General features: G+C 70.7%; 5 protein-coding genes. 4 read left to right on the forward strand and 1 reads right to left on the reverse strand.

The window, feature by feature from the left end:
- On the reverse strand, nucleotides 1–325 hold a 325-nt coding region (locus GTW40_RS09275; protein ID WP_161179687.1), incomplete at its 3' end, for a DUF192 domain-containing protein.
- A gap of 136 nt (nucleotides 326–461) precedes the next feature.
- On the opposite strand from GTW40_RS09275, the gene GTW40_RS09280 reads away from it, so the two are divergent.
- The 4 genes from GTW40_RS09280 to GTW40_RS09295 all read left to right on the forward strand — a co-directional run.
- Nucleotides 462–1,265, forward strand: coding sequence for a methyltransferase domain-containing protein (locus tag GTW40_RS09280; protein WP_161179688.1), 804 nt, complete (start codon nucleotides 462–464; stop codon nucleotides 1,263–1,265).
- A 603-nt stretch (nucleotides 1,266–1,868) separates the two neighbouring features.
- Complete coding sequence (locus GTW40_RS09285) at nucleotides 1,869–2,642, forward strand: isoprenyl transferase (protein WP_161179689.1); 774 nt, start codon at nucleotides 1,869–1,871, stop codon at nucleotides 2,640–2,642.
- A 358-nt stretch (nucleotides 2,643–3,000) separates the two neighbouring features.
- Nucleotides 3,001–4,326: a PhoH family protein gene (locus GTW40_RS09290; protein ID WP_161179690.1), complete on the forward strand. Its 1,326-nt coding sequence runs from the start codon at nucleotides 3,001–3,003 to the stop codon at nucleotides 4,324–4,326.
- A gap of 407 nt (nucleotides 4,327–4,733) precedes the next feature.
- On the forward strand, nucleotides 4,734–5,379 hold a 646-nt coding region (locus tag GTW40_RS09295), incomplete at its 3' end, for a transglycosylase SLT domain-containing protein (protein WP_161179691.1).

Below are 5,379 nucleotides of genomic sequence, written 5' to 3' on the forward strand. Positions count from 1 at the left end.
CCCACCCCGCCATCGCCCCGGCCCCCGCCTCCAGCACATGCCGGGATCGCGGCCGGGGCAGTCCCAGCCGCCCCGGCACCATCGTCCGCACCGCGATCACCGTGAGGTGCCGGTCGAGGTACGCCACGTCGATGGGGAACCGCATCCGGAAGGTGTGCACGCTCCCGGCCGGCGTCAGCAGCATCGCGCCGTCCACGGTGTCGCGCCCGAGCAGCCCCCTGGTCCGCGCCCGGTAGGACGCCGCGATCTCCAGCGGGACAGCCACCGCACCCCCCGCTCCGTGCACCGTCAGCGTCCCCGCCCCGTCGTGCCACCGCCGCCCCATCCCCACACCACCTCCGCCGCGACCGTACCCAGCCGAGCGGCAAGCAGCACTGAAAAAGCAGCGCAGAAACGCAGCACCGAAAAGCAGCGCAAAAAAGGAGAGGACGCCACCCGCGCCCCCTGCCAGCATGGCCCCCATGACCGCCAGCCACCCCACCACCTACGACACCCTCGTCGCCGAAGCGACCGCCGTCCCCACCGACGGCTGGGACTTCTCCTGGTTCGAGGGCCGCGCCGGCGAAGAGCGGCCGTCTTGGGGATACGCCCGGTCCGCAGGCGAGCGCCTCGCCCGTGCCGAGGCCGCGCTGGACGTGCAGACCGGCGGCGGCGAGGTGCTGGACTTCGCGCTGGATACGGCCGCCCCCGACCGCCCCGCGCTGATCGCCGCCACCGAGGGCCGGCGGCCGAACGCAGCGAAGGCCACCACCCTGCTGCGCCCGCGCGGTGTCGTCGTGGTCGAGGTGCCGGACGGCGCCCCGCTGCCGTTCGCCGACGCCGCCTTCGACCTGGTTCTCAGCCGCCACCCGGTGTCCCCGGACTGGGCGGAGATCGCCCGGGTGCTGCGGCCCGGCGGCACGTACTTCGCGCAGCACGTCGGACCGGCGAGCGTCTTCGAGCTGGTCGAGTACTTCCTCGGGCCCCAGCCGGAGGAGGTCCGCACCGGCCGCGACCCCGGGCGGGAGCGGGCCGGGGCGGAGGCGGCCGGGCTGGAGGTTGTCGAGGTACGGGCCGAGCGGCTGCGGATGGAGTTCCACGACATCGGCGCCGTCGTGCACTTCCTGCGCAAGGTCGTCTGGATGGTCCCGGGATTCACCGCCGAGGCGTACGAGCCGCGACTGCGCGCGCTGCACGAGCGGATCGTCACGGAGGGGCCGTTCGTCGCCCACAGCACCCGGCACCTCTTCGACGCCCGCAAACCCGAGGGGCCGGCACAGCGGTGATCACACGGGTCCCCGCCTCGGTGACCACATCGTTATCCACGTCGTTGTCCACACCGGTGGACCCGCCGCCGCACCACGTCCCACCGCGCCCCACTCGTCATTCGCGGCAGCAAAACCAGAACCCCGTCCGCGGCCCCCATCCCCCTCCCGCGGCCCCCTGAAGTCCGGCTCTTCCGGAGCGGAATCGTCAAGTCCGCCGTTCGCTGACGGGGTCGCCCCGAGGGGGGACCTTGGACAACTCGCCACGCGGTCACCGAGACGGCTCAAACCCTGGTATTCGTTTCCTAGTGGCTCGTTTCTCCTGTGATTCCGTCGCGAATCAGCCATTCGAGGCCGCTGAATCAAGCATTCCGCACCCACCAGGGCGCTATCGGGTGACTCCGCAGAGTAGTTGTGGTGCGCCGATGCACGCACCATCCCTCACGAAGGGTTATGGTGGAAACCCCCCCTCGGGCCGGTCCGTCTCCCCCCCCCACGGACCGGCCCGTTTTTCTTGGGGGAAGGCTCCGGCACCGAAACCCCCGGCCACCGGCGCACCAAGGGCGGGGGTAGGCTCGGCCACCGCGGGGACCGCAACCGCGGCCGTTTTGGAGGGGCTCACACGTGAACCTGCGCGACAAGCTGCGCGGCCTGCTCGTCAGGCTCTACGCGCGCCGGGTGGAAGGTCACCTGGACCACGCTCAGGTGCCCAAGCACATCGGCGTCATCATGGACGGCAACCGCCGCTGGGCGAAGGCGGCAGGCTCCAGCACCGTCCACGGGCACCGGGCCGGGGCCGAGAAGATCGAGGAATTCCTCGGCTGGTGCTCCGAGACCGACGTCGGGGTCGTCACCCTGTGGCTGCTGTCCACGGACAACTTCGACCGTCCCCAGGACGAGCTGGGCCCGCTGCTCGGCATCATCGAGGACGTCGTCCGCACCCTCGCCTCCGACGGCCGCTGGCGCGTGCACCACGTCGGCACCCGCGACCTGCTGCCGGCCGGGATGCAGCGCACCCTCAAGGAGGCCGAGGAGGCGACGCGCGAGGTCGACGGGATAGTGGTCAACGTCGCCATCGGCTACGGCGGCCGCCAGGAGATCGCCGACGCCGTGCGCTCCATGCTTCTCGACGCCCAGGACAAGGGCGTCTCCATGGAGGAGCTGGCCGAGTCCGTCGACATCGACATGATCGGCCGCCACCTCTACACCGGCGCCCAGCCCGACCCCGACCTGGTCATCCGCACCAGCGGCGAGCAGCGCCTGTCCGGCTTCATGCTGTGGCAGACCGCCCACTCCGAGTACTACTTCTGCGACGTCTTCTGGCCGGCCTTCCGCAAGGTCGACTTCCTGCGGGCCCTGCGCGACTACGCCGCCCGCCACCGCCGCTTCGGCGGCTGACGGACCCCGCCGCCCACAGGGGCGAACCGCAGGACCGAAGCGACCGATCGCCCCGTATACCCCCCTCCACCCGGATGTAACAACGAGTTCACCGGCGTGCCCGAGGGGGGTTCGGCATGGTGGCGGGGGTTGCCGGGCATAACGAAGGCAGGTCGACGCCCGAACCACGGGTGTCGTATCTCAGCGGGCGGCTCGGGGCCGTCCGCCCGGGAGGCCCTTTGCACCAGCCCGACCGTGCGGTCCTCGCGCGGAAGCAGCCGCGGAGGGCCGGTGTCCGGCCCGCCGCACGCGGGGGCCAGGAACCGGCCCAGCTCCTCTTCGTCGCTCCCCGACCTCATCCGAGGGGGTACGTCCTTCCGTGGTGACCAGCACAAAGCGCCGCATGCCCGACCGGCGCACCTATGTTCTCGACACCAGCGTCCTGCTGGCCGATCCCAATGCCCTGACCCGCTTCGAGGAGCACGAGGTCGTGCTCCCGATCGTGGTGGTCACGGAACTGGAGGCCAAGCGGCACCATCCCGAGCTCGGCTACTTCGCCCGCCAGGCCCTGCGCCTGCTGGACGACTACCGGGTACGGCACGGCCGCCTCGACGCCCCGATCCCGATCGGTGAACTGGGCGGTACCGTCCGTGTCGAGCTCAACCACTCGGACCCCAGCGTGCTGCCCACCGGCTACCGCCTGGGGGACAACGACTCCCGCATCCTCGCGGTGGCCCGGAATCTGCAGGCCGAGGGCTTCGACGTCACCGTCGTGTCGAAGGACCTGCCGCTGCGCATCAAGGCGTCCTCCGTCGGCCTGCTGGCCGAGGAGTACCGCGCGGAGCTGGCGATCACGGACGCCTCCGGCTGGACCGGCATGTCCGAACTGACCCTCCCCGGCGACCAGGTGGACATCCTCTTCGAGGAAGGACACGTGTACGTCCCGGAGGCCGCCGACCTGCCCGTGCACACCGGGCTGACCATCCAGTCCGAGCGCGGCAAGGCGCTCGGCCGGGTCACCCCCGAGGGCAACGTCCGGCTGGTGCGCGGCGACCGCGAGGCGTTCGGCATCAAGGGCCGCAGCGCCGAGCAGCGCATCGCGCTCGACCTGCTGCTCGATCCGGACGTCGGCATCCTCTCCATGGGCGGCCGCGCGGGCACCGGCAAGTCGGCGCTCGCGCTGTGCGCGGGCCTGGAGGCGGTCCTGGAACGCCGTCAGCACCAGAAGGTGATGGTCTTCCGGCCGCTGTACGCGGTCGGCGGGCAGGAGCTGGGCTATCTGCCGGGCAGCGAGGCGGAGAAGATGGGCCCCTGGGCCCAGGCCGTCTTCGACACGCTCTCGGCGGTCACCAGCCGGGAGGTCATCGAGGAGATCACGGCGCGCGGGATGCTGGAGGTCCTCCCGCTCACCCACATCCGCGGCCGCTCCCTGCACGACGCCTTCGTGATCGTGGACGAGGCCCAGTCCCTGGAGCGGAACGTCCTGCTGACCGTGCTGTCCCGGATCGGCGCCAACTCGCGGGTGGTCCTCACCCATGACGTGGCCCAGCGCGACAACCTGCGTGTCGGTCGGTACGACGGTGTGGTGGCCGTGGTGGAGAAGCTGAAGGGACATCCGCTGTTCGCGCATGTCACCCTGAACCGTTCGGAAAGGTCCCAGATCGCGGCACTTGTGACCGAAATGCTGGAGGACGGCCATATCTGACGTCCTGTAGAACCCCTCAGGCGCCGCCCGGAGAAGCTGAAGAGCTTATCCGGGCGGCGTCTTCGTGCGCGGGCGTTTCCTGAAATCCCCTGGGCCAAACGAGGTGTGAGCTTTCACACGCAACTCGGAATTGCCACCCGGCGTCCGGTTACGGCAGAGTCTCATTTCTGTCAGGCCCCGCATACGACACACCTGTACCCCCGGGTACCGCCCTCGCCCCTGGCGGGGAGGGTGCGGCACCACCGGGAGCACGATCCCAACTCCATACTTCCGTCGTATGCCGCCCGAGCACCACGCGGCGCTCCTGAAAAGGGAGTTGCCCACCGGGCCCGTGTCTCCCGTGACCCTCAGTTGGGAGGCCAGCGCCAGGGGCAAGATTGCGTCCGCCAGGGTCACCGAAGCGGGCGATGCTGGAAGGAAACCGTGTGAGCCGGATTTCGGTCCGGGGATTCGCAGTGGCCTCCGCCACCGCGGTCACCGCCGTAGGTAGCGTCGTCGGAGTTGCCTCGGGCAGCGTCGCGCAGCCCAACGACCCCGAGGCGATGGCAGCGGACGCCACGCTCCTCGCGGACATCCCCGCGGGTCAGCAGGCGCAGGTGCAGACCGCGTCCCTGACGCAGCAGGCCGATGCCCAGGCCATCGCGGCTGACGCGACCGCCAAGAAGGACGCCGAGGCCGCGGCCCGCAAGGCCGCCGCCGAGACGGCGATCGCGAAGAAGGAGGCCGCCGAGAAGGCGGCCGAGCTGGCCAAGGAGCGGGAGACCAAGGCAGCCGCCGAGGCCAGCCGCGACGACGTCCGCGACGCCTCCAGCTTCGCCACCCAGAGCAGCTACTCGGTCGCGCAGATCCAGGCGATGGCGCGTCAGATGGTCGCGGGCGACCAGTTCCAGTGCTTCAGCAACATCGTGGACCACGAGTCCAGCTGGAACTACCACGCCGTCAACGCCTCCTCCGGCGCGTACGGCCTCTTCCAGGCGCTGCCCGGCACCAAGATGGCCTCGGCCGGGGCCGACTGGCAGACCAACCCGGCCACCCAGATCAAGTGGGGCCTCA

It is taken from the genome of Streptomyces sp. SID4985, assembly GCF_009863025.1.
Taxonomy (GTDB): Bacteria; Actinomycetota; Actinomycetes; order Streptomycetales; family Streptomycetaceae; genus Streptomyces.

What these genes read in the sequence shown, in the direction of transcription:
- GTW40_RS09280 (WP_161179688.1), top strand. Translation starts at nt 462, where the DNA reads ATGACCGCCAGCCACCCCACCACCTACGACACCCTCGTCGCCGAAGCG.